The sequence below is a fragment of the Streptomyces kanamyceticus genome (assembly GCF_008704495.1).
GTDB lineage: Bacteria > Actinomycetota > Actinomycetes > Streptomycetales > Streptomycetaceae > Streptomyces > Streptomyces kanamyceticus.
Genome location: NZ_CP023699.1, coordinates 6,580,136 through 6,602,863 on the forward strand (window position 1 = coordinate 6,580,136; position 22,728 = coordinate 6,602,863).

The window sequence follows — 22,728 nt, forward strand, 5'->3', positions numbered from 1 at the left end:
CAGACCCTCGGACATCCGTCCCCCGGCTTCCCCCAAGTCGGCCGGGTGACGCGTGTGTTGGCGCGCGCATCGGCTCCCGCGCGTTTACGGCGGGAGCGTCCGCTCTAGGCCGATCCTGCCCCTTGCGGCACGAACGGGAACGGGACGACCGCCACTGTTACGTTGTCGTGGCCCCCGCCGTCCAGGGCGTGACCGACCAGGACCTGCGCGCTGTGCAGCGGCCGCCGGGCCGCGTCGGCGGGCACGGCGCCCGCCATCTCCTCGACGGCCTCCGCGTAGTTCCACAGCCCGTCCGTGCACACCACCACTACACCGGCACGGTCGGGCTTGAAGGAAGCGGTGTGCGGCTCCAGTTCGTACGCGTCGGCGCCGAGCCAGCCGGTGATGGCGTGCGCGCGCTCGTCCGCGTACGCCTCGGCCTCGTTCATCAGCCCCGCGGCCACCATCTGCGCGGCCCACGAGTCGTCCTCGGTGAGGCGGACGGTGGGGCCCGAGCGGTCGTCGGGGACCCAGTAGGCGCGGCTGTCGCCGACCCAGCCGACGACGAGCAGGCCGCCGGCGACGATCGAGCCGACCAGGGTGCAGGCGGGCGCGTTCTGGTGGGGGCCCTGGTCGCGGGCGGTCGCGGGCTCGGCGGCCAGCGCGTTGACCGCGTCGGCCGCGGCGATGATCGCGTCGTGCATGGCCTGCTGGGGGTGCGTGCCGCGCGGCAGCGCGCCCTGCAGCGACTCGTTGGCGGCCAGGGAGGCGGCGAGCGAGGCCTCGTCGGGCCTGGTCGCCGACGAGACGCCGTCGCAGACGATCGCGACGACGGCGGGTGAGCCGTCGGGCAGCGCGGCCGCCGAGATCGCGAACGCGTCCTCGTTGCGGTGGTGGCGGAGCCCTCGGTCGCTGACCGCGGCGACCGCGTCCAGCTCCTGCTCCATGTGGTCGCGCTCGCGGGGCTGGGCGTGCCCGCAGTTCTCGCAGTACCCGTCCGGGTCGACGCGGCCCGAACGGCAGGCCACGCAGAGCTTGGTGCCCGCGGGGGGCGTCGGCTCGGGGGGCGCTGCCCGGGGGTCGGCGCCCTCGCCGGGCGCTGCCGCCGGGTTCGTACCCGCCGCGTCCGGGGCGTCAGGCGCCGCGGCCGCACCGGCGGTGCCCGGCGCGGGCAGCGGGTACTCGTCGGGCTCGGTGCCCGCGGGCCCGGGACCCGCGGGTCCCGGATCCGGCTGCGCGAGGTCCGTGCCCCCGGAGTCCGTGCCGGGTACGTCGTGGGGCCGGTGCGTCGGCACCGGCACGTCCGAGCTGTCCACCTCGGGGGCCGGTGGCCACTGTGCGGCGGCGGCCTTGGCGGCCGACCCGTTGGGTGAGGCGTCCGGCCGCGCCGGGACGACCGAAAGGTCGAACCCGCACGCACCACAGAACAGGTCACCCGACTCCAGCGGCTCCTCACAGCTGGGGCAGGCAGACAGTTGGGGCATCTGCGACATACTCACACCCACGTCCGGGGGCGGAAACGGTTGGCCCGTTCCACCAGTTCGATCCTCTCCTGGCCACCCTGTGCGAGCCGGGCCAGTGTCCGGTACGAACGCTCCAGACCGAACCGGAGACCACGCTCGTCCAGGTCGCTGCCGAGCAGTACGGCCCGCGCCCCGGTGGTGGCCGGTGGTGCGGAAGCGTGACCAGAGTGCCTACCGGAGAGTACCCAGTCGAGCGCCGTCCCCAGAACCTCGGTCGACAGGCGCTCCCTGCGCACCGCGTCGAGACCGAAGCCCGCCAGGGCCTCGACCTGCCCCGCGGCGGCCGTCAGGTCGTCGAGGAAGCCCGCTCCGGGCGCCGCCGCCGTGTCCGACGTCATACGCCGACGCAGCCGCGCCCGCACCGCCGCGACCCGGGCCGCGGTGTAGTGGATGGAGGACTCCGGCACCGACTCCAGGGTGCGCACGGCGCCGCCGCGGTCGTCCGCGGCCAGCTGCACACGGGCCAGGCCGAACGCGGAACTCACGTAGCTCGGGTCGGTGGTCCACACCAGGCGGTAGTACTCGGCGGCGTTGTCCAGCTGGCCGAGCACCTCCGCGCAGACGGCGAGCGCCAGCTTCGGCGCGGGCTCACCGGGGAACGCGTCGTAGACGGCGTCGAAGGAGAGCGCCGCGCTCTCGAAGTCCCCGGTCGCCAGGGCCGAGATGCCTCGGTACCAGACCACCCGCCAGTCGTCGGGGTGGCGGCGCTCCAGATCGGCGAGGGCCTCGGCGGCGGGCGTCAGCTCGCCCATCGCGAGGCGGGCGCGCAGGCCGCGCAGTTGCAGCTCGATCGAGTCGCCGGGCGCGGCGTCGAGGGCGCTGATCAACTCGGCGGGCGCGGAGGCCAGCAGCCCGGCGAGGAACCCGGCGTTCGGGTCGTTCGGGTCGACGCGGGGCACCGGCAGGGCCAGGGCGGTCACGGCGGCGTCCAGCGGGCGCACGATCGTGGTGGCCTCCGTGGTCGTGCCGGGCAGCGCGGGCGGGCCGCCGTTGCCCGAGGGGGCGAGCGAGCGCACCCCGAGACGCGACTCGTCGCCCGAGAGCTCGGCGAACAACTCGGTGTCAGTGACCTTCACTTCGGGCCCGAAGAGGGTGGAGAGCGCCGGACGCGGCTTGCCCGTCTGGAGCGCCACGACCTCCCGCAGGACGCCGGTGAGCTGCTCGGCCATCTCCTGCGCGGAGGCGAAGCGGCGGGCCGGGTCCGGGTCCGTGGCGCGCACCAGGAGCCGGTAGAACGACTCGTACGTCCGGAAGACCTCGATGTTGTCGGGGTCGGGCAGGGAGTCCACGAAGACGTTCGTATAGCCCTGGAAGTCGAAGGTGAGGACGGCGAGCGTGCGCGCGACGGTGTAGAGGTCGGAGGCGACCGAGGGGCCCACCTCGGCGACCTCGGGCGCCTGGTAGCCGACGGTGCCGTAGATCGCGGACTCGTCGTCGTCCATCCTGCGGACCGCGCCCATGTCGATGACCTTGAGCTGGCCCTCGGTCTGGATGGCGTTGTCGACCTTGAAGTCGCAGTACAGGACGTTGCGGCTGTGCAGGTGTCCGAGGGCTTCGAGCGCCTCGATGCCGTACGCGCAGGCCTGCTCGACCGGCAGCGGATCGCGCTTGCCCTCGGCGGTGCGGCGGCCGTTGGCGATCTCCTTGAGGGACTTGCCGCCGACGTACTCCATGACGATGTAGCCGTCCATGGAGCCGGTGCGCTGGTCGAGGTGCTCGACGAAGTTGTAGATCCGCACGATGTTGGCGTGCTCGATCTCGGCGAGGAAGCGGCGCTCGGAGATCGCCGCGGCCATCGCGTCCTGGTCGCCGGTGTCGAGCAGGCCCTTGAGGACCACCCAGCGGTCGGAGACCGCGCGGTCGATGGCGAGGTAGACCCAGCCGAGGCCGCCGTGCGCCAGACAGCCCACGACCTCGTACTGGCCGTGCACGATGTCGCCGTCGTTCAGCTTCGGTACGAAGGAGTAGGGGTGCCCGCACTTGGTGCAGAAACCCTCGGTGCGGCCCGGGCGTTCGCCGCGTGCGCGGCCCACCGGGGCGCCGCAGTCCGAGCGCGAGCAGAATCGCTTCCGCTCGGGCACCTCGGGGTTCTTCTGCACCGCCCCGCGCGGGTCGGGGCGCGGCACGTCCGGCACCGCGACCAGGCCGACGCCGAGCCGCCCGCGCGCCGACGAGGCCGCCGACGAGCCCGAACTGCGCACCGAGACCGAGCGCGAGGTCGAACGCCCCGAAAGCGCGCGGGAAAGCCGCCCCGACACCGACCTGCGCGAGGACTGGGAGCGCGACGAGCGTGACGAGCGCGTGGACCGCGACGACGAGCGGGAGCTCGAACTGCCCGAGCCCCGCGAGCCCTTGCCGCCGACGGTGAGCCCGGTCGGCGGCGAACCCACCATCCCGTTGGGCGCGACGACCGGGGCGAGGCCGCAGGTGTCGCAGTACAGCTCGCCGCCGCCGACGTCCTCGTACGACCCTGTGCAGCCGGGCCGCTGACACTGCTGCTGGCTCACGATTCCTCCCTCCGGTCGGTGGGCCCGCCCTGCTGGGGGACCCTCGGCGCGAGCGCGTCGGCCGCGGCCTGCTGATAGCGCAGCACCGCCTGCTCGGCCACGCGCAGGTCGCAGGGCGCGCTCCACAGCATCCGGCGGGCCGCGTCGTACCGCTCGATCAGGAGCGGGTCCTCGGCGTGGCCGAGCCGGGCGACCTTCGCCTTGTACGCGTCCAGGCGGCCGCGCAGCTCGGCGCGGACCGCGAGGGGCGCGGTGACGGCCGTCAACGACTCACGCGCGCGCAGGAGTTCGTCGTCGGCCTTCTGCTCAAGCGATTCCAGGAGCGGCGAGAGCCGGTGCCACTGGGCGTTCCTGCGGTAGTCGGCGGCCGTCGCCAGCTGCTCCTGGAGCGCGGTCGGCGGGCCGCTGACCGCGGGCACCTCGGACGCGGCGATCTTCGCGAGGACCTCGCCGCGGGCGCTGCGCGCCTCCGCGAGGGTGCGGTCCGCGCGGGAGAGCACGTCGCGCAGCCTGCCCAGGCGCGCCTCGGCGTCCTGGCGGACGGTGAGCACCGCGTCGATCTCGCGGCGCACCTCCTCCAGGGCGCGTGCCTCGCGGTCGTAGCGCTCGGTGCCGGGGCGGCCGCCGCCGGGCGCCGAACTGCCCTGCGCGCGCTGCCAGAAGGCGAGCGGATCGGAGACCACCTGCTCGCGCAGGGCGGTCAGGGCGCGGGTGATGCGCTCCAGGTCGTCGCCCGAGGGGTGCTCACCCGGACGTACGCCCACGGAGTGCGCGAGCTGGCGGGTGCGGGACAGCTCGGCGGCGAGCAGGTCGATGCGGGCGGGCAGCGCCGACCAGACGGCGTCGGCGGCGACGACCATGTCGAGCGAGTGCGCGTACAGGTCGTTCATCCGGGACACCAGCTGCTCGAGCGTGAAGCGCTCGGTGAGCTTGGCGGGCCCGGTGACCGAGGGCGATGTGCCGCTCGTCGAGCCGCCCGAGACGGTCACGGACTCGCCGCGCAGCAGTTCCGTGAGCTCCACGAGGTCCTCGCGGCTCGGCCAGCGGCGGCGCTCGCGCAGCTCGTGCGCGGTGCGCAGGGCGGCCGCGTACGCGTCGAAGTACGCCCAGAGCAGCGTGATACGGCCCTCGGCGTCGGCCCAGCGCTCCTCGGTGACGCCGGTCAGCGCGGCGCCCTCCAGGAGGCGGCGGCCCGCGTGGTCCTGGAGGGCGAGGAGCGAGGTCTCGATCGCCTCGTGCTCGGCGTCGAGGCGCGCCAGCGCACGGTCCACCTCGTCCCGGTCCAGTACCGGACCGGGGGGTCCCGTGACGCTCATCGATCACTCTCCGCTCTGCGTGTGCCGCGCTGCGTGTGCCGCAACTCTTCAGTGGTACCAGGTCGGTTGGCGATCAGTCGCGGTACTCCGGAGCGGGCGGGGTCACCTTGCCGTTGAGGCCGCCCGCGAGCCACTTGTCGTAGGACTTCTGCCAGCCGCCGTCCTCGCGGTAGTCCTCGAGGACCTTGTTGACCCGGCGCACCAGGTCGTCCGAGCCCTTCTTCATCGCCACTCCGTAGTGCTCGGTGGTGAACGGCTCCTTGCCCTTGAGCTCGACCGTCGGGTCCTGTGCGGCCTGTCCCGCGGCGAGCGCGCTGTCGGTCACCACGGCGTCGACCTCGCCGAGCTGGAGCCGCACCAGGCAGTCGAGCTGGTTGGGCACGGTGGTGGAGATGTCGGCGCCGAAGGACTTCTTCTTGAGCTCCTCCTCCGCGATGGAACCGGCCGCCGAGCAGACCTTCTTGCCCTTCAGCGTGTCGTTGTAGCCCGTGATGTCGGACTTCTTGGGGGCGAGCACCTGCTGGCCCGTCTCGAAGTACCCGGTGGAGAAGTCGACGTCGTCCAGGCGGGCGCAGTTGATCGTCATGGTGCGGACGACCATGTCGACCTGGCCGCTCTGGATCGCCGGGATGCGCTGGTTGGTGGGGATGGCCCGGAACTTGACGGCGTTGCGGTTGCCGAAGATCTCCTCGGCGATCTTGTGCGCGAGATCGATGTCGAAGCCCTCCAGCTCACCGCCCTTCTTGTTCGGGTCGCGGTAGCCCCACTGGTAGCTGTTCTGGTCCACGCCGACGACGAGCTTCTTGACCTCGCGGTTCTTGATGGCCTCGATCGTCGGGCCGTCCTTGGGCGAGGGGCGCAGGCTCCGGTCGTTGCAGTCGTCGGCGTCGGCGCGCGCGGGCGCCGCGACCGTGACACCGGGGCCGCCGCGGCCCACGCCGTCGTCCCCGCCGCCCCCGTCACCGGGCGGCAGCGCCAGCACGAGCGTCCCCGCGAGCGCGCAGGCGGCGCCCATCGCCCCCACGCCGCCCCAGCCGCGCAGCCTGACCGTGCCACGTCGTGTACGCATCGTCTGCGCGCCTCCTCTCACCTCTGGCCCCGTCACCGGTACTCCGAAAGCCTGCGGCCGATGCCGAGCACGGCGCCCGCCGCGCCGAGGACCGCGAGGACGGCGGCGCCGACGGGCAGGCCGCTCATGGCGCCCCTGCCGTCCTCGGCCGCCTGCTTGAACTCGCCCTGCTCGTGCGCCAGTGCCTGCTCGAGAGCGGCGTCCACGTTGTCGAAGCACTCTCCGGTCGGCGCGTCGGCCTTGGTGCCGATGACCTTGTCAAGGGCGTCCTGGTACTCGCCGGAGTCGTCGCTGGCACGCGCCTCCTTGTGCCGCAGCTTCCACACGCCCACGTTCTTCACGGCGGCGGCGACCGGGTTCCTGCCGTCCTGGTCGTCGGCGAGGGCGGCGGCCTTCCCGAGCAGTCCGTTGTCCGAGTCGCCCAGGCGCTTCATCAGCGTGCGGTAGGAGACGTCGAACTTGTCCTGCACCTTGCCGCCCACCTCGATGGTCTCCGCGCCCCTGCTGACCAGGGTCAGGTTCTCGTTGCCGCGGGCCTTCAGGGAGCTGATGCGGGCGTCGTTGAGGACGTTCAGGGACTGCACCCCGTTGTCGTAGGAGTCGTTGAGGCCCGACCTGGCGAAGGTGTGGCCGACCACCAGCCAGAGCATGACGACCGTCGCGGTGGCGGTGGCGGCGAGCAGGCCGTGGTTGAACACCCGGTTCGTACGCCGGTAGTTGCGGCGCTGGGCCCAGACGAGGGCGGCGAGCGCGAGGAGGCCGAGGGCGATGGCGAACCACGGGTACGGCTTCGCCTTGCCGTAGTCGGAGTCGAGGCGGCTGTTCTCCGCCTTGTAGAGCTTCTCGGCGGCCGGGAGCATCTGCGTCTGCATCTTGTCGTTCGCGTAGCGCAGATAGGCGCCGCCGAGCGGCAGGCCCTGGCGGTTGTTGGCGCGGGCCCGCTCGATCAGGCCCGTGTACTGGGGAAGGAGCTTGTTCAGCTTGGCCACGGCGGCGGCCGACGACGAGTCCGCGCCCGCGTTCGACGCGGCCTTCGCGAGCTTCTCCGAGGCCCGCTCAATGTCGCTCTCGTAGCGGGAGCGCGCCGCGGCGGGCTCCTGGCCGCCCGCGAGGAAGCCGCTGGACGCCGCGGTGTTGGCGTCGGCGAGCGAGCGGTAGATGGCCGCGGCGTCGGCGCTCAGCGGCTGGCTGCGGTGCAGCACGTCGTCCGCGGCGGCCGAACGGTCCGTCATCTGCCAGGTGGTGACCGCGCCGAAGGCGACGACGAGCAGGGCGAGGAAGGCGCCGATGATCCGCAGCCTGCCCGGCTCGGTGGTGGCCGCGGCGCGCAGCCGGTCCGTCCCCTCGGCCCAGGCCGTGCGGCGCGCGGCGGCGGGCGGCGCGGACCGCGGCGGCTGCGCGGGCGACGGGCCCGGTGCCTGCGGCGGAACCGCGGGCGGCGCGGGCGCGGGTACGGCGGGCGGCTGCCCGGGCGGGCCCGGCGGCACGGCGCTGCCGTTCGGCGGATGTGTCACCTTGACCTCGACCTCCCCCTTGGTCATCGGACGGTCCCGCCCCGCCCCGCGCGGTCAGCGTGGGAAGCAGGGCACGGCCGCAAGTATTGCCGCAGGGACTGACATCCGCACAGGCCTTGTCTCGATCTTGTTCGGATCCCTGCCCTTGAACACGAGATTCACCGGTGTTCGGTTCCCTGCGGGCGCCATTGAGGGGGCGCGGAGCGTCCGGATTCCGGGGGCGCGGTGCGTCCGGGCCGACGGGGCCCGGACGCACCGCGGTTCAGGAGGCCGCGGCCTCGTAATGCGCCCGCACGCGCGCGTGCACCTCGGTCGGCGCCCCGACCTGGTCGAGGCCGAGGAGCGCGGCGCCCAGCACGGGCCGCTCCGCCACCACCCGGGGCACCGCCTTCGGCGCCCGCTCGTCCAGCAACGCCCTGATCCGGTCGTCCAGTTGAGGATGGCGCGCGGCCAGGACGCTGCCGCCGAGCAGCACCGGCGCCGCCTCGTCGAGCAGGTCGAGGCGGTCGAGGGCGACGGTCGACATGGCCACCACCTCGTCGGCCATCCGGTCCACCACGGAGCGCGCCACGGCGTCGCCCGCCGCCGCGGCCGCGAAGAGCACCGGCGTCAACTCGTGCCGCCGCACAGGGGCGATGCGGCCCAGGTGCAGCGCCTCGATCAGCGCGTACATGGACTCCAGGCCGAAGTGCGCGGGCAGCATCTCGCGCAGCGCGGTCGCCTCGCCGCGGCCGTCCTCGGCGCGCGCCGCGAACCAGAGCGCCTCCTCGGCGAGGCCGCCGCCCCCGCCCCAGTCGCCGGAGATCCGGCCGATGGCGGGGAAGCGGGCGGTGCGCCCGTCGGGCAGCATGCCCACGCAGTTGATGCCCGCGCCGCACACCACGGCGACGCCGCGCGGTTCGGCGTCCTCCAGGAGCCCGGCGCGCAGGATGGCGAAGGTGTCGTTGCGTACGTCGACCGACGCGCCCCACGCGCGCCGCCGCAGGGCCTCGGCCAACTCCCTTTCCTCGACGGGCAGATCGGCGTTGGCGAGGCAGGCCGAGACATGGCCCACGGAGGCCACGCCCGCCTCGGTGAACGCCCGTGTCACCGCGTCCGCGAGGATGTCCACCGCCGGTTCGACGCCGATCTGCGGCGGCTGGAACCCGCCGCCGCGGGCCGCGCCGACGACGGTGCCGTCGGTCGCCACCACCGCGACGTCGGTCTTGCTGTTGCCCGCGTCGATCGCGAGCACGCTCGTGCCTACGCCCACGCCAGGTGCTCCCGGTTGTGCGCGATGAGGCTGTCCGTGAGCTGCTCGGCGTACGCGTACTGGCCGACCAGCGGATGGGCGAGCAGCGCCTTGAAGACGCGCTCGCGGCCGCCGTGCAGCGCGGCCTGGAGCGCCAGGTCCTCGTATCCGGTGACGTTCGCGATGAGCCCGGCGTACAGCGGGTCGAGCTTCGGCACGGCGAGTGGCTTGGCGCCCTTGCCGTCGACCGTGGCCTGCACCTCGATGACCGCGTCGTCGGGCAGGAAGGGCAGCGTGCCGTTGTTGACGGTGTTGATCACCTGGTACGGGCTGCCCCCGTTGCCGAGCAGCGAGGCCGCGAGGTCCACGGCCGCCTCCGAGTAGAAGGCGCCGCCGCGCTTGGCGAGCAGTTCGGGCTTCTCGTCGAGCGTGGGGTCGCCGTACATCTCCAGCAACGTACGCTCCATCGCGGCCACTTCGGAGGCCCGCGACGGCTTGGTCCGCAGCTCCTCGACCACGGCGTCGTGCTGGTAGAAGTAGCGCAGGTAGTACGAGGGCACGACACCGAGCCGGTCGACGATCGCGCGCGGCATGCGCAGGTCCTCGGCGACCGCGTCCCCGTGCTCCGCGAGGAGCTTGGGGAGGATGTCGTCGCCGCCCGGGCCGCCGAGGCGTACGCCCGTCTCCCAGGTGAGGTGGTTGAGCCCCACGTGATCCAGGTGGACCTCGCCCGGCGCGACGTCGAGGAGCTTGGCGAACTTGCGCTGGAAGCCGATCGCCACGTTGCACAGGCCGACGGCCTTGTGTCCGGCCTGCAGCAGCGCGCGGGTGACGATGCCGACCGGGTTGGTGAAGTCGATGATCCAGGCGTTCGGGTTGGCCCGCCGGACGCGCTCGGCGATGTCGAGCACCACGGGCACCGTGCGCAGCGCCTTGGCGAGGCCGCCCGCGCCGGTGGTCTCCTGGCCGACGCAGCCGCACTCCAGGGGCCACGTCTCGTCCTGGTCGCGGGCCGCCTGCCCGCCGACGCGCAGCTGCAGGAGCACGGCGTCGGCGTCCGCGACGCCCGCGTCCACGTCGGAGGTGGTGACGATGCGGCCGGGGTGGCCCTGCTTGGCGAAGATGCGCCGCGCGAGGCCGCCCACCAGCTCCAGGCGGTCGGCCGCCGGATCGACGAGGACGAGTTCCTCGATCGGCAGGGTGTCCCTCAACCGCGCGAATCCATCGATGAGTTCGGGGGTGTAGGTCGAGCCTCCGCCGACCACTGCGAGCTTCATATCGGTTCTCAGCCCTTTACTCCGGTGAGGGTGACGCCTTCGACGAAGGCCTTCTGTGCGAAGAAGAAGATGATGATCACGGGAGCCATGACCAGCAGCGTCGCCGCCATGGTCATGTTCCAGTTGACGCTGTGCGCGCTCTTGAACGACTCCAGGCCGTAACTGAGCGTCCAGGCGCCGGGGTTCTGGGCCGCGTAGATCTGCGGCCCGAAGTAGTCGTTCCAGCAGTAGAAGAACTGGAAGAGCGCGATGGCGGCGATGCCGGGCTTGGCCATCGGCACCACGATCTTGACCATGGTGCGGAACTCGCCGCAGCCGTCGACCTTCGCCGACTCGATGTACTCCTTGGGGATGGTGAGGAGGAACTGACGAAGCAGGAAGATCGAGTAGGCGTCGCCGAACGCCATCGGGATGATCAGCGGCCAGAGCGTGCCCGAGAGGTGGAACTGCTGGGCCCACACCAGGTACATCGGGATCACGATGACCTGCGGCGGCAGCATCATCGTGGAGATGACGAGCAGCATCGCGGTGCGCCGCCCGCGGAAGCGGAACTTGGCGAGCGCGTACGCCACGGGGATCGCCGAGCAGACGGTGAAGAGGGTCCCGAGACCGGCGTACATCAGCGAGTTGCGCCACCAGTCGAGGAAGCCCGGCGTCTCGAAGACCTCCTTGTAGTTCGACCAGTGCCAGGAGTTGGGCCACAGGTCGCCGCTCATCGCCTGCGAGTCGCTCATCACCGACGTCAGGAAGACGAAGACGAACGGCAGGACGAAGAGCAGCGCGACGGCTATCGCGACGCTGTGCACGGCGATCCAGTGCAGGATGCGCTTGCGGCGGGCGCGGGCGGCGGCGGGGCCCCGGGTCGGGGCGGTCCGTTCGGGTGTCGTCGGCGCGGTGAGAGTCGTAGTCGTCATGAGTCCTCAGTCCTCCGCCGCGAGCAGTCCGGAGCGCTTGCGCATCAGGAGCATCGTCACGGCCATGGCGATGGCGAAGAGCACGAGCGAGAGAACGCACGCCGCACCGGTGTTGAAGTTCTGGAAGCCCATCTGGTAGACGAGCTGGGGGACCGTGAGGGTCGAGTGGTCCGGGTAGCCGGGCTGGATCACCGAGCCGGGCCCGATGTTGACGCCGGAGGCGACCTTCCCCGCGACCAGGGCCTGCGTGTAGTACTGCATGGTCTGCACGACGCCCGTGACCACCGCGAACATCACGATCGGGGTGATCGCGGGCCAGGTCACGTAGCGGAACTTCGCGAAGGGCCCCGCGCCGTCCAGGTCCGCCGCCTCGTACTGCTCCTTCGGTACGTCGAGCAGCGCGGCCATGAAGATCACCATCAGGTCGCCGATGCCCCACAGGGAGAGCAGCACGAGCGAGGGCTTGGCGGTGTCCGGGTCGTTGAACCAGTTGGGCCCGGTGATCCCGATCGAGCTCAGGATCTCGTTGACCGGGCCCGTGCCCGGGTTGAGCAGGAAGACGAAGGCGACCGTGGCGGCCACCGGCGGGGCGAGGTAGGGAAGGTAGAAGGCGGTGCGGAAGAACCCGGCGCCCGTCTTGATCTTCGTGATGAGCAGCCCGAGCGAGAGCCCGAAGACCACCCGGAGCGCCACCATGATCACGACCAGCCACAGGGTGTTCCACAGGGCCGGGCCGAACAGCGGCATCTGCTCGAACACGTACCGCCAGTTCCTGAGGCCCACGAAGGTGGGCTCCTTGATCTGGTTGTAGTGCATGAACGAGAAGTAGACGGTGGCGATCAGCGGGTACGCGAAGAAGACGCTGAAGCCGACCAGCCAGGGGGACAGGAAGCCGAGCGTGCGCAGCCTGCGGCGCGCCGGGTTGGAGAGTTGCAGTGCCATGGCTTCGGTCCTCAGCTCTTCGACTGGAGGGTGTCGGCGTCGATCTGGTCGTCGAGCTTCTTCAGCCCCTTGCGCAGATCACCCACGCGTCCGGCCTCGACGGAGTACGAGAAGTCCTGCAGCGAGACCACGTAGGCGCCGCCGTTGACGGAGGGCGGCAGGGCCTTGCTGTGCTTGTTCCGCAGGATGTCGAAGAAGGTCCGGAAGGTCGGATCGGCGTCCAGCTTGGGCGACTTGAGGGCGGCGAACGTGGAGGGCACGTTGTGGATGGCGTTCGCGAACTTCACCACCTGGTCGGTGTCCGCGGTCAGGAACCGCACCAGCTCCCAGGCGGCGTTCTGGTGCTTGCTGCTGTGCGCGATCCCCGCGACGGTGCCGGTGATGAAGCCGCGTCCGTACGTGTCGGCCTGGTCGTCGGGGACGGGCAGCGGCGCCACGCCCCAGTCGAACTTCGCCTTCGCGTCGTCCAGCATCAGGCCGCGCCACTCGCCGTCCAGGTGCATGGCGACCTTGCCGGTCAGGAAGGCGTTCTGGCTGGACATCTCGTCGCCGAAGGTCAGCCGGAACCTCTCCAGGTCGTCGTACCCGCCCTGTGCGTCGGCGAGTTGGTCGGCCGTCTTGAAGAACTTGTACGTCTTGGGCTCATCGGCGAGCCGCGCGTCGCCCTTGGCGTCGAAGTACTGGGGACCCCACTGCGCGAAGAGCCGGTCCGGACTGTTCTGGTAGAAGCGGAAGTTGGGCATGAACCCGACCCGCTTGTACGAGTCCTTGCCGCTGCGCACGGTGAGCTTCTCGGCGACCTTCTTGAACTCGGACATCGTGCGCGGCGGGCGCTCGATGCCCGCCTCCTTGTAGGCGTCCTTGTTGTAGTACATGCCGTAGGCGTCGGCGAGCAGCGGAAGGGCGCACTGGCTGCCGCGGTAACTCGTGTAGTCCAGAAGCGTCTTGGGGAAGGTCTTCTTCTTGTCCAGGCCGGTCTTCTTCATGAACGGATCGAGGTTCGCCCACATCCCCGAGTCGCAGTACTGGCCGACGTTGTTGGTGGTGAAGGAGGACACCACGTCCGGGGCCTTGTCGCCGCCCGCCCGCAGGGCCTGGTTGATGGTCTCGTCGGAGACGTTCCCGGTGGCCTTCACCTTGATGTTCGGGTGCAGCTTCTCGAACCGGTCGATGCTGTCGTTGACGGCCTTGACCTCGCCGGGCGTCGCCCAGCCGTGCCAGAACTTCAGGGTGACCGGCTTGGTCGGGTCGTCGTTCGCGCTGCCGACGCTCGGGTTGGCACAGCCGGAGAGCAACAGACCGGCTGCGGCGAGCGCCGCGGACGCGCAGGTGGGTATGCGCCATCGCGGCATGGCGGACTTCCTTTACGGGGGAGGAGAGGTGCGGTGAGTGGCTGGAGAAGTGGGCGGTCGGGCGAGGTCAGGCCGTGTCGAAGACCTGGTCGCGGGCCTGGGTGAGGGCCGAGCGCAGGGCGCCGGTGAGGATCGGGTCGCCGTCGAGCTCGCTGATGCGGATCTGCGGGCGGGGCAGCGCGAGCCCGGTGAGCTCCTCCTCGACGCGTACGCGGAGTTTGTCCCCACCCGCTTGGGCCACCGAGCCGGAGAGCACGACGAGTTCGGGGTCGACGACGGCGACGACGGCGGCGATGCCGGTGGCGATGCGCCGGGCGACCTCGCCGAGTGCGGCGTCGTCGGCCATGACCTCGGTCAACGTCGCGCCGCCGCCGCTGAGTTCGCGGACGACGTACGCCGAGACGAGGCTCTCGAACCCGCCGTCACCGCCGCCGTCCGGCGAGCCGCTGCCCGCCGAGCCGCCACGCACCAGCGGGGCGCCGGGCAGCGGCATGTACCCGATCTCGCCCGCGCCGCCCGTGGCGCCGCGCAGCAGGGTGCCGCCGAGCACGATGGCGGCGCCGACGCCCTCGTCGAGCCAGGTCAGCACGTAGTTGTCGAAGTCCTGTGCGGCGCCCTCGTACTGCTCGGCGACGGCGGCGAGGTTCACGTCGTTCTCGATGGCGACGGGGGTGCCGAGGACGGCGGCGAGATCGTCGCGCAGCGTCCGGGAGTGCCAGCCCGGCAGGTGCGGGGCGTAGCGCAGCTGGCCGGTGTGCGGGTCGATGGCGCCGGGGGTGCCGATCACCGCGGCCCGCAGGTCGTCGTGGCCGAGCCCGGCCTGCCGCAGCGCGCCGTCGACGGCCTCCGCGACCAGCTGGGCGGTGCGGTGGCGCACGTCCTCGGCGACGGCGTCGGCCTCGACGCGGGCCTGCCCGATGACGGTGCCGGTGATGTCGGCGACCAGGGCGGTGATGCCGGTCGGATCGGCGGACAGCGCGGCGACGTGCCCGGCGCCCGGATCGATCTCGTACAGCAGGGCGTTGGGCCCGGGGCGCCCGCTGAGGCTGCCGGTGGTGTGCACGAGCCCGGCGGCTTCGAGGCGGCCGAGCAGCTGCGAGGTGGTGGGCTTGGAGAGACCGGTCAGCTCGCCGATGCGGGTACGGGTGAGGGGGCCGTGCAGGACCAGGAGGTCGAGTACGGCGCGGTCGTTCATGGCGCGCAGGACGCGCGGGGTGCCCGGGGTCCCCGGGGTCCCGGGTGTGCTGCCCGTGCCCGCTGCTGCCATGACGGCACCTGCCTTCCGCCCGCCGTTGGGTTGATCGCCGACCCCTGGCCGATCAGGACTGTTAGGAAACTTTCCAATTGGTGAGGACCGTACGGCTGGCGTGAATGAGGCGTCAATAGCGGGCGCCCGCCCGGCAACCAAGTCGTTACCTGTGGGGGCGGGGCGTTGCAAGGGGTGCACTTGGGTCGGGTTCGTGGGGGTGGGCCGTTCGGGGCGTGCTCTCGGCCGTCCCGCACTGTGCGTTTTCGGCCATCCCATAACTCCGGTCCCTTACTCCCCAGTTGGGCAGAACCGTCCCTGCCCTCCCGCACGTCCCGAGCTTCCGGGGAGTGATCGGCAGCACTTATCCTCACGTCTGTTCGACTGACCAGCGGGACGACCGGGGGACCAGACCACCATGACCAGTGAGACCGACGGGGTCCACGAAGGCGACGGAGTCGGCGGGGACGGCGGGGACGGCGGAGGCGGCGCGGACGAGAGCCTCGACGGGGGCATCAAGCCGCTGATCGCGGCGGATCCCGCCCGGTTCGGGCCCTATCTGCTGCTCGGCAGGCTCGGCGCGGGCGGCATGGGGCGGGTCTACCTCGCCCGCTCCGAGAGCGGCCGCACCGTCGCGGTGAAGGTCGTCCACGAGGAACACGTCTCGGACGCCCAGTTCAGGGCCCGTTTCCGGCGCGAGATCGACGCCGCGCGGCGTGTCGGTGAGCGCTACACCGCACCCGTGCTCGACGCGGACCCGGACGCCGACCTGCCCTGGGTCGCCACGGGGTACGTCCCCGGGCTCTCCCTCGAACAAGTCGTACGTGGCCACGGCCCGCTGCCCGCGAAGTCCGTCCTCGCGCTCGCCGACGGACTCCTGCACGCGCTCAAGGACATCCACTCGGCGGGGATCGTCCACCGCGACCTCAAGCCGTCGAACGTGATGCTGACCGTCGAGGGCCCGCGCGTCATCGACTTCGGCATCGCCCGCGCGATGCAGACCTCCGTGGAGTCGCTCCTCACCAGCACCGGCATGGTCATCGGTTCGCCCGGTTTCATGGCGCCCGAGCAGATCCAGGGCCAGAGCGCGGGTCCCAAGAGCGATGTGTTCACGCTCGGCTGCGTCCTGACGTACGCCGCGACGGGCGCGCTGCCCTTCGGACGCGGGGCCAGCAACCAGCACGCGGTCATGTACCAGATCGTCGAGGCAGAGCCCGACCTCGACGCGGTGGCCGACGACGGCCTGCGGGCGCTCATCGCCCGCTGCCTCGCCAAGGACGTGGACGAACGCGCGGACCTGGACGAGCTGTTGGAGGCTGCCGAGGGGACACGCCCGCCGGCGGCCCAGGCGTCGTGGCTGCCCGCCGACGTCGTCACGCGCCTCGCGCAGCAGGCGGCGCGACTCCTGGACGCGGAGGCTTCCGCGCCGGTACGGGAGGTGGCGCCGGTCGTCGCCGAGGGGGTGGACGCGTCCTCAGGGGCCGAGGTGGTGGACCGGGAGACGGCGCGGCTGCGTGCGGGGGCAGGGGCCGGGGCTGGGGATGGGGATAGGGCTGAGGCGGGAGCCGCCGAGGTGGCGGCGGTGACGGGTAGGGCAGGTGGGGTCGGTGGGAGTGCTCCCGCCGGGGAGGGGAAGCGGCGTCGCCGTCCCCTGGTGATCGCGCTCCCGGTCGTGGCCGTACTCTCCGTCGGCGGTGGCACGGTCGCGGTGCTGCAGCCGTTCGGCGGTGACAGCGACGACGGCGCGTCGCCGCCGTCCAGCAGCGCGCCGGTGACGCCGGGCCCCAACTCGTCGCCGTCGCCCGAGGGTTCACCGTCCAAGGGCGGCAAGTCCAAGGACAAGGACGGCGACAACGACGGGGACGAGGGGAAGAAGGACAAGAAGGGCGACGGCGGCAAGGACGGCGCGGACGGGGCGGACGGCGCTGACGGGAAGGACGGCGGCGGAGGCAAGGACTCCGGTGACTCGGACGGCTCCAAGGGCAGCGGCTCCGGCTCGTCCGCGGGTGACGGCACGTCGCCAGGGGGCTCGTCCGACGGCGACTCCGGTTCCGGTTCCGGTTCCGGTTCGGGATCCGGCTCGGGGAACGGGGGCGGCGGTGGGGGCGGTGGCCTCGTGCCCACGTTCTTCGCGGGGGCCTGGAAGTTCAGCGGCGACTTCAACCTCGGGCAGCCCGACTCGGTGACGATCTCCCGCAGCGGAGCCGTCCGGCTGACCATGGAGAAGCAGGCCGCGTGTACGTACGCGGCGAAGGTGACGTCGTCCGGGAGTCAGGGGAGCCGGATCAACATCGGCACGGCGACGTTCGTGGGCAGCCGTCCGCCCACCTGCTACCCGACGATGGACCCCTCGTACTTCACCATCAACGGCAGCGGCATCCAGCACAACGTGGGTCCTTCGCACGGGGACGGCTACTACTACGCCCGCGACTGACCGGGGCCGGTTGGGGCCGGGCGGTCAGTCGCGGGCGCAGGGGTGGGTGCGGGGGCGGGTGTGCGGGTGTGGGTTGTTACTGCGCGCCGCCCTGGCCCGCGCTGCCGATCGCGAAGACCTTGACCGGGGAGCCGGAGCCGTCGGTGACGGGCAGGGTGCCGGAGCCCGGCCACTCCACGGAGAACGACTTCGTCTCGCCGGGCGGGGTCACGACGAGGCTGGTGACGCGGACGCCGGAGCCGCCCGAGTCGTTGACCGGGTAGCCGACGCTGAAGGACACCGACTTGCCGCTCTTGAGGGTCATCGGGCTGGCGCCCTGGCCCGTGCGCGTGGCGGAGAGGTCGCCCTCGCTGGTCTTCAGGTCGACGCCCGCGAAGCCGGACAGGGTGCAGTCCGCGCCGCCGTTCTCGAACGTCACCGCGACGGAGCCGTCGGTGTCGCCGTCGATGGTGCTGTCCGACGCGGTGATGTTCAGGTCGTCGGTGCGGCACTTGCCGCCCGTGCCGCTCTGGCCGGAGCCGGAGCCCGAGCCCGATCCCGCGGAGTCCTTGCCCGCCGGGGCGGGCTTCTCGCCGCCGGAGTCCTTGCCCGCGGTGTCGTTCGAGCCGCCCTGGTCCGAACCGCCGCCCGAGGACGAGGAGGAGGCGGAGGACGAGTCGCCGCTCGCGACGTCGTCGCCGTTGCAGGCCGTGAGCGAGAGGCTCGCGGCGACGGCCAGGGCGGCGAAGGTGGTGAGCTTGCGAACGCGCATCGTCTTTTCCCTCAGTGTCGGTTGGTGGTGCCGGGCTGCTCGGCACCGGGCGGTACGAGCGAGCGTTACTGACCACCAGGACAGCCCGGGACCGGCGAACCGTTCCGCTCAACTTCCGCCTAAGACACTCCTGTTACAGGCGCGGTGAGGATGACGTGCGCGGTTGGCGGGTGGGGGCGGTCTGTGCGCGGTCCTGTGCGGTGCCCCTTCCGCGTCCCTTCCGCATCCCTCTTCTGCGCCGTCCGGCGCGGAAACTGGGGGTCGAACGTGGGTTCGCCGTGTCGCGCGGGGGTGGTTGGCCGGTGGGTCGGGGTGGTGGTTCCGGTCGCCGGTCGGCACGTGTTCTCTGTCACCGGGCGCTGGGACAGTTCCGTGACTCGGCAGATCTTGACCCCGAGAGGTGGCATGCACTCGTCGACACGTGGGTCTCGTGCGACCGGCCCCACGGAGGCGTTTCCCTCACGGGGCCGACCCGGCCCGTTTCCCTCGGCGTGGCCGTGCCGGTGTCTCGTCCCGCCCGCCCGCCCCCTCCGTGTGTGGCCGTCTGCCTCTGGCCAGGGGAGGCCCACCGGGGCTGGTCCGGATGCGGGCCTGAGGCGAGGCTGCCACCCCCTCTCGTCTCGCCGCGTTGATCCCCGTTCCTTTCGGTGCTGTTGTGTCGGACTTGGTTTCGCAGCCTGGCTGCTCTGCTGGGTCGAGCCGCGCCCTGTTTCCCTCGGCGTGGTCGTGCCGGTGCCTCGTCCCGCCCGCCCGCCCCCTCCGCGTGTGGCCGTCTGCCTCTGGCCGGGGGAGGCCCACCGGGGCTGGTCCGGATGCGGGCCTGAGGCGAGGCTGCCACCCCCTCTCGTCTCGCCGCGTTGATCCCCGTCCCTTTCGGCGCTGTTGTGCCGGACTTGGTTCCGCAGCCTCGCTGCTCTGCTGGGTCGAGCCGCGCCCTGTTTCCCTCGGCGTGGTCGTGCCGGTGCCTCGTCCCGCCCGCCCGCCCCCTCCGCGTGTGGCCGCTTGCCTCTGGCCGGGGGAGGCCCGCCGGGGCTGCTCCGGGTCCGGGTCCCAGGCAAGGGCCGCCTCTCTCCCCCCGGGTGGGGCGCCGCGTCGATGCCCGTCCGAGTAGGGGTGGTGCCGAGTTGGGCCTGCGCCTCGCCCCGCATGCTCGCCCCTCTCGGCTCGGCCTCATGCCGTCGGCCAGTGGGGTGGTAGTCCGGTGTGGGACAAGGGAGTTGGAGTTGGTCGGGAGGTTGGGTCGATGGGGGCCGCCCGGTTTCTCGGAGCGTGGCGGTTCCGGGACGGGAGTAAAGGGCGCTCCTGCGTCGCGTCGGCTGCGCCGATTGCGCTGCGCTCCACCCTTGACTCCCGTCCCTGCACCGCAGGTTGAAGCCGACCGGGCCGCCCAGGGGTGAGGCGGCGGGCTTCGCTGCTCGGGCCATTCCGTCGTTGCCGGGTGCGGGCCGGCTCACCGTGTGCCGCTGCTACGGGCGTGGGCTTGGCCCGCCGGTTCGGCTTTGCTGCGTGGGGCATTGCGTTGTGTCGCCGGGTGCGGGCCGGTTCACCGTGTGGCGCTGCTGCGGGCGTGGGCTTGGCCTGCCGGTTCGGCTTTGCTGTGTGGGGCATTGCGTTGCGTTGCCGTGTGCGGGCCGGTTCATCGTGGGTCGTTGGCACGGGCGTGGGCTTGGTCCACGGGTTCGGCTTTGCTGTGTGGGGCATTGCGTTGTGTCGCCGTGTGCGGGCCGGTCCACCGTGGGTCGTTGGCACGGGCGTGGGCTTGGTCCACGGGTTCGGCTTTGCTGTGTGGGGCATTGCGTTGCGTTGCCGGGTGCGGGCCGGTCCACCGTGTGGCGCTGCTGCGGGCGTGGGCTTGGCCCGCCGGTTCGGGTTCGTTGCTGGGGGCATCCCCTCGCATTGTCGGGTGCGGGGCGGCGCCATCGTGATGGTGGGCGGGCTGCTTCCTCGCGGGGATGTCGCTTTGCCGGGTGCGGGCCGGTTCGTCGTGCGTGGCTGTCTCGGGCAGGGATCGGTCCGTTGCCCGGCCTCGTCGTTCGGGGCGTCGCCCTTCGTTGCCGAGTGCGGGGCGGATCGTCGCGGGCACGTGACGCGGTCGTGTGGGGTGGGCGGCACCCCCGTCGACAGCGCATCCGCGATGTTGGCCCAGCCCCGCCGGGCGGCCGCCAGGTCGCCGGGTGGTCAGGTGGTCAGGTGGTCAGTCGGGTGATGCAACGCCCCAACCCCCCGCGGGGCGACCGCCATCCGACGCCCACCACGAACCGGCACCAGTCCCGGGACCTCGCGGATGACGTCGGGAACCCGCCAGCTCCTCCCGCGTCAGCGGCCTAGCGTCGCGGGCATGTCAGAGCAGAGCCGCACCATCGTCGAGAACGCGTGGAAGGCGTTCGCCAGTCACGACGGCGAGCGGATCTCCGCCGTCTTCACCGAGGACGCCGAGTGGCTGGCGCCCCCGGGGAACGCCACTGCCGTCGCGCTGGAGGGCCCTAGCCATCTGGTCGGCAGGAAGGCGATCGTGCAGTTCCTCGCCAGTGACTTTCCCCGCCTCTTCGTACGCGACGTCACCGTCACCTTTCACGGGTTCTACGCCGACGGCAATCGGGTCATCGTGGAAGAGACCATGACGGCGACCTTGGCCAACGGCAACCACTACGCCAACGACTACTGCTTCGTGTTCGAGCTCCGGGACGGGCTCATCCACCGGGTCCGCGAGTACATGGACACGGCCCGCGCGCACCGCATGGTCTTCGGCGAGGCTCCGCGGTAGGCCGTCCGACGCCTGCTGCCCCCGGCGCGATGCGCCAGGGGCAGTGGTTTGTGGTTCTTCTCAGTGCGACGTCAGTCGTCAGCGGTAAAAAATGGGCATGATGTGCTTGCTGTCGTCGCACCACACCTCGTTGTACCCGGCGTCGTGAGCCAACGGAAGCTCCGACGCCTCGCACGCCGCCTTCGAGGGGTAGGCCTCGGCGCCGATGGGGACCCAGCCCGCGCCGGGCGGGTCGGCGGCGAAGGCGGTGGTGCTGGTCAGTGGAATGGCGATTGCCGCCGCGCCGACAGCGAGACTGACACCGATACGAGTACGCCACGACTTCATGGTTTTCTCCCTGCTTGTCCTGCATGTTCTGAGCTGGTCATACTCAGAGGTGTGGCTGAGCCACGGGAGTCATCCTGGGGTGTGGGGTCCGCGTCCCTCCAGGGACCCGGGGGCAACTCTGCGGCCGCGTGGCGCTGTCCTGGCGTGCGCCCGGCGCCGCCCGAACCGGCCTTCAGCGCAGTGACCCCGTGAAGCGGGTCCAGGCCGCCGGGGCCAGGCGGAGTATCGGGGCGTCGGGGGCAGGGTCCTTGGAATCGCGGACGGCGACAGTTCCGGGGACGTTGCAGGCGACTTCGACGCATTCGTGTGTGTCTGTGCTGTAGCTGGACTTGGCGAAGTCGAAATCGGTCACGGTTCACATTCCTTTACGGATGCTGTCGATAAGCGTGATGGAGTCGCGTGGGGCCAGGCTAAGCCGGGATGTCCGGTCGAACAGGACGCTGAATGTGTTGCTTTCCACCTCGTCCTCCACCCAGGCCATCCCCGTGATGGTGTCGCTCTGGACTACATCGAGGGCCTCGTCCTCCGCGAAGGAGATGATGCTGAACGGCCCCGCGATGCATGGGTGCGCGCCAGCACGGAACGGGAGCACTTGCAGGCGTACGTTCGGCAGTTCAACGAGTTCCAGAAGGCGTTCCAACTGGGCTTGCATGACAGTGGGCCCGCCGACCTGTTGGCGCAGGGCGGCCTCCCAGATGACCGCGTACAACTGGAGAGGTCTCTCGCCCAACAGCCGTTCCTGGCGCCTCTGTTTGACGACGGCCCGGCGTTCGATGTCGTCTGGATCGACCCAGGAGCCCTCGCTGACGCAGAGCGCGCGGGTGTACTCGGGGATCTGGAGCAGGCCGGGAACCAACGATGACTGCCAGCTGCGGACGCGGCTGGCGACGTCTTCCATCGCGATGTATTCCGCCATGACGTCGGTGTCTGGCGAGATGGTTCGCCACCAGCCCTTCGCCTTCCGGCGCTCTCGATCGAGCTTCGCCAATTCCAGGAGTCGGGCTACGGACTTGGGTTCCTCCAACCCGTAGAACTCGCACAGCACGCGGATGTCCGGGTCCCGCATTGGTACCCAGCCTCGCTCCATCTTCACGATCTTCGTGCCGGTCGCGTTGATGGACTCAGCGGCCTGCTGCTGGGTCTTTCCTGCGGCATCGCGCAGTCGAAGCAGTTCTCCACCGAGCCTGCGGGCCAGGACAGTTGAGACCTGTCCCTGTCGGGGCCGAGTTGATCGCATCACGGTCACAGTGTGTCCCACTGCCTTCGATACGACGACGAGTTTCACTCTTTCAGGAAGAACTTCCTGAAGTTGATTGCTCTCGGAGTTTCACGGCGGCTACGTTCAGCGCTCAACCGCTAACCCAGCGGAGCGACTTGCCGCACAAGGAGGTGCGCGTCACCATGGCCGAACCAGCCCGCTCGGACCCGGTGCCCCAACCAGCCGTACTCCGGGAGGACCGTCTCGACTACACCCCGCAGGCCCGCAGCGTCGGCCTCGCCCGCCGCAGGGCCGCCCGCCTCGTCACGGAGTGGGGGGCACCCCGCCCTCGCCGGTGACGCCGCCCTCGTCGTATCCGAGCTG

At 71.4% G+C, this 22,728-nt stretch carries 18 protein-coding genes; 3 read left to right on the plus strand and 15 right to left on the minus strand.

Annotated elements, in window-relative coordinates:
- Positions 1-104: 104 nt before the first annotated feature.
- The 11 genes from CP970_RS28395 to CP970_RS28445 form a co-directional block, all read right to left on the minus strand.
- Positions 105-1,472, minus strand: coding sequence for a PP2C family protein-serine/threonine phosphatase (locus CP970_RS28395; protein WP_055555379.1), 1,368 nt, complete (start codon positions 1,470-1,472; stop codon positions 105-107).
- A 2-nt stretch (positions 1,473-1,474) separates the two neighbouring features.
- A complete protein-coding gene (locus tag CP970_RS28400) occupies positions 1,475-4,012 on the minus strand; it encodes a serine/threonine-protein kinase (protein WP_055555395.1) in 2,538 nt (845 codons plus the stop codon).
- Entirely contained in the window at positions 4,006-5,325 is a 1,320-nt protein-coding gene (locus CP970_RS28405; protein ID WP_055555380.1) for a coiled-coil domain-containing protein, read from the minus strand. Before CP970_RS28405 ends, CP970_RS28400 begins: the two co-directional genes overlap by 7 nt.
- Positions 5,326-5,398: 73 nt before the next feature.
- Positions 5,399-6,394, minus strand: a complete 996-nt coding sequence (locus tag CP970_RS28410) for a glutamate ABC transporter substrate-binding protein (RefSeq protein WP_055555383.1) — start codon at positions 6,392-6,394, stop codon at positions 5,399-5,401.
- A gap of 32 nt (positions 6,395-6,426) precedes the next feature.
- A complete protein-coding gene (locus CP970_RS28415) occupies positions 6,427-7,935 on the minus strand; it encodes a hypothetical protein (RefSeq protein ID WP_169801298.1) in 1,509 nt (502 codons plus the stop codon).
- 235 nt (positions 7,936-8,170) lie between these two features.
- Positions 8,171-9,160, minus strand: coding sequence for an N-acetylglucosamine kinase (locus tag CP970_RS28420; protein WP_055555385.1), 990 nt, complete (start codon positions 9,158-9,160; stop codon positions 8,171-8,173).
- Positions 9,151-10,416, minus strand: a complete 1,266-nt coding sequence (locus CP970_RS28425; RefSeq protein ID WP_055555387.1) for a 6-phospho-beta-glucosidase — start codon at positions 10,414-10,416, stop codon at positions 9,151-9,153. Before CP970_RS28425 ends, CP970_RS28420 begins: the two co-directional genes overlap by 10 nt.
- An 8-nt stretch (positions 10,417-10,424) precedes the next feature.
- Complete coding sequence (locus CP970_RS28430; RefSeq protein ID WP_055555389.1) at positions 10,425-11,330, minus strand: carbohydrate ABC transporter permease; 906 nt, start codon at positions 11,328-11,330, stop codon at positions 10,425-10,427.
- A gap of 6 nt (positions 11,331-11,336) precedes the next feature.
- On the minus strand, positions 11,337-12,272 hold the full coding sequence (locus CP970_RS28435) for a carbohydrate ABC transporter permease (RefSeq protein ID WP_055555391.1): 936 nt from the start codon (positions 12,270-12,272) through the stop codon (positions 11,337-11,339).
- A gap of 11 nt (positions 12,273-12,283) precedes the next feature.
- Complete coding sequence (locus CP970_RS28440; RefSeq protein WP_055555393.1) at positions 12,284-13,624, minus strand: ABC transporter substrate-binding protein; 1,341 nt, start codon at positions 13,622-13,624, stop codon at positions 12,284-12,286.
- Between the two features lie 67 nt (positions 13,625-13,691).
- Positions 13,692-14,891: an ROK family transcriptional regulator gene (locus CP970_RS28445; protein WP_150494085.1), complete on the minus strand. Its 1,200-nt coding sequence runs from the start codon at positions 14,889-14,891 to the stop codon at positions 13,692-13,694.
- 397 nt (positions 14,892-15,288) lie between these two features.
- Here CP970_RS28445 and CP970_RS28450 point away from each other — a divergent pair, with 397 nt between their 5' ends.
- Positions 15,289-17,304: a serine/threonine-protein kinase gene (locus tag CP970_RS28450; protein WP_150494086.1), complete on the plus strand. Its 2,016-nt coding sequence runs from the start codon at positions 15,289-15,291 to the stop codon at positions 17,302-17,304.
- A gap of 76 nt (positions 17,305-17,380) precedes the next feature.
- On the opposite strand, the gene CP970_RS28455 is transcribed toward CP970_RS28450, so the two are convergent.
- On the minus strand, positions 17,381-18,055 hold the full coding sequence (locus tag CP970_RS28455; RefSeq protein WP_150494088.1) for a DUF4232 domain-containing protein: 675 nt from the start codon (positions 18,053-18,055) through the stop codon (positions 17,381-17,383).
- Between the two features lie 2,338 nt (positions 18,056-20,393).
- Here CP970_RS28455 and CP970_RS28460 point away from each other — a divergent pair.
- The gene (locus CP970_RS28460) at positions 20,394-20,819 is read left to right on the plus strand and encodes a nuclear transport factor 2 family protein (RefSeq protein ID WP_055555598.1); all 426 of its coding nucleotides are present in this window, start codon (positions 20,394-20,396) and stop codon (positions 20,817-20,819) included.
- A 78-nt stretch (positions 20,820-20,897) separates the two neighbouring features.
- Here the strand turns inward: CP970_RS28460 and CP970_RS28465 are convergent, their stop codons facing one another.
- The 3 genes from CP970_RS28465 to CP970_RS28475 form a co-directional block, all read right to left on the minus strand.
- Entirely contained in the window at positions 20,898-21,146 is a 249-nt protein-coding gene (locus CP970_RS28465; protein ID WP_055555600.1) for a hypothetical protein, read from the minus strand.
- A gap of 172 nt (positions 21,147-21,318) precedes the next feature.
- On the minus strand, positions 21,319-21,498 hold the full coding sequence (locus tag CP970_RS28470) for a DUF397 domain-containing protein (RefSeq protein ID WP_055555602.1): 180 nt from the start codon (positions 21,496-21,498) through the stop codon (positions 21,319-21,321).
- A 3-nt stretch (positions 21,499-21,501) separates the two neighbouring features.
- Positions 21,502-22,383: a helix-turn-helix domain-containing protein gene (locus CP970_RS28475; protein WP_055555614.1), complete on the minus strand. Its 882-nt coding sequence runs from the start codon at positions 22,381-22,383 to the stop codon at positions 21,502-21,504.
- Between the two features lie 164 nt (positions 22,384-22,547).
- On the opposite strand from CP970_RS28475, the gene CP970_RS45825 reads away from it, so the two are divergent.
- Entirely contained in the window at positions 22,548-22,703 is a 156-nt protein-coding gene (locus tag CP970_RS45825) for a hypothetical protein (protein WP_317987169.1), read from the plus strand.
- Positions 22,704-22,728: the final 25 nt, after the last annotated feature.

Excerpts from the sequence above, each read along its gene's own strand:
- CP970_RS28395 (WP_055555379.1), bottom strand. The coding sequence starts at position 1,472 with ATGTCGCAGATGCCCCAACTGTCTGCCTGCCCCAGCTGTGAGGAGCCG.
- CP970_RS28405 (WP_055555380.1), bottom strand. The coding sequence starts at position 5,325 with ATGAGCGTCACGGGACCCCCCGGTCCGGTACTGGACCGGGACGAGGTG.
- CP970_RS28410 (WP_055555383.1), bottom strand. The coding sequence starts at position 6,394 with ATGCGTACACGACGTGGCACGGTCAGGCTGCGCGGCTGGGGCGGCGTG.
- CP970_RS28415 (WP_169801298.1), bottom strand. The coding sequence starts at position 7,935 with ATGACCAAGGGGGAGGTCGAGGTCAAGGTGACACATCCGCCGAACGGC.
- CP970_RS28425 (WP_055555387.1), bottom strand. The coding sequence starts at position 10,416 with ATGAAGCTCGCAGTGGTCGGCGGAGGCTCGACCTACACCCCCGAACTC.
- CP970_RS28430 (WP_055555389.1), bottom strand. The coding sequence starts at position 11,330 with ATGACGACTACGACTCTCACCGCGCCGACGACACCCGAACGGACCGCC.
- CP970_RS28435 (WP_055555391.1), bottom strand. The coding sequence starts at position 12,272 with ATGGCACTGCAACTCTCCAACCCGGCGCGCCGCAGGCTGCGCACGCTC.
- CP970_RS28440 (WP_055555393.1), bottom strand. The coding sequence starts at position 13,624 with ATGCCGCGATGGCGCATACCCACCTGCGCGTCCGCGGCGCTCGCCGCA.
- CP970_RS28445 (WP_150494085.1), bottom strand. The coding sequence starts at position 14,891 with ATGGCAGCAGCGGGCACGGGCAGCACACCCGGGACCCCGGGGACCCCG.
- CP970_RS28450 (WP_150494086.1), top strand. The coding sequence starts at position 15,289 with ATGACCAGTGAGACCGACGGGGTCCACGAAGGCGACGGAGTCGGCGGG.
- CP970_RS28455 (WP_150494088.1), bottom strand. The coding sequence starts at position 18,055 with ATGCGCGTTCGCAAGCTCACCACCTTCGCCGCCCTGGCCGTCGCCGCG.
- CP970_RS28460 (WP_055555598.1), top strand. The coding sequence starts at position 20,394 with ATGTCAGAGCAGAGCCGCACCATCGTCGAGAACGCGTGGAAGGCGTTC.
- CP970_RS28465 (WP_055555600.1), bottom strand. The coding sequence starts at position 21,146 with ATGAAGTCGTGGCGTACTCGTATCGGTGTCAGTCTCGCTGTCGGCGCG.
- CP970_RS28475 (WP_055555614.1), bottom strand. The coding sequence starts at position 22,383 with ATGCGATCAACTCGGCCCCGACAGGGACAGGTCTCAACTGTCCTGGCC.
- CP970_RS45825 (WP_317987169.1), top strand. The coding sequence starts at position 22,548 with ATGGCCGAACCAGCCCGCTCGGACCCGGTGCCCCAACCAGCCGTACTC.